Origin of the sequence: Corallococcus praedator (assembly GCF_003612125.1) — a bacterium.
Taxonomy (GTDB): domain Bacteria; phylum Myxococcota; class Myxococcia; order Myxococcales; family Myxococcaceae; genus Corallococcus; species Corallococcus praedator.
The window spans coordinates 1-386 of sequence record NZ_RAWI01001438.1 but is presented as its reverse complement, the minus strand read 5'-3'; the positions used below and the strand labels follow the sequence as shown (position 1 = coordinate 386).

Annotated in this window: 1 protein-coding gene; it reads left to right on the top strand. The window is 51.6% G+C overall.

The genetic code is table 11. From position 1 onward, the window contains the following. Positions 1 to 43: 43 nt before the first annotated feature. A complete protein-coding gene (locus tag D7Y13_RS49445; RefSeq protein ID WP_369333617.1) occupies positions 44 to 208 on the top strand; it encodes a tetratricopeptide repeat protein in 165 nt (54 codons plus the stop codon). Positions 209 to 386 lie beyond the last annotated feature (178 nt).

Here is a 386-nt window from a genome sequence, read left to right as displayed (position 1 = left end):
ACTCAGCTGGGTACGAACGGACTTGTGATTGACGCGTCGTTCCGTGGAAGGAAGAGTCGTCGGATCAGACCACGTCTCAACTCTGCATGCGACCGACAAACTTGGCGTATTGTACTACGATCGAGGCAAGCTACGCAAGGCGGAGCAGATGTGTCAACGAGCACTGGTAGGCCGCAAGAATGACTTGGTCGGTACACGCGAGAACTAGCATGCGAAGATAACCTAGCTAAACTCGCTTGGCATCAGAGTGTGCTCGAATGGGTCGACTCGGTACATAGATACACATGATCCTGACAATCTCTCTACATATGGTGCTTGACCTCCACTTCCCAGTCCGAAGCGTTCGCGTTGACCACGAGACATCAAATTTTTGGTTGACTCAGAAC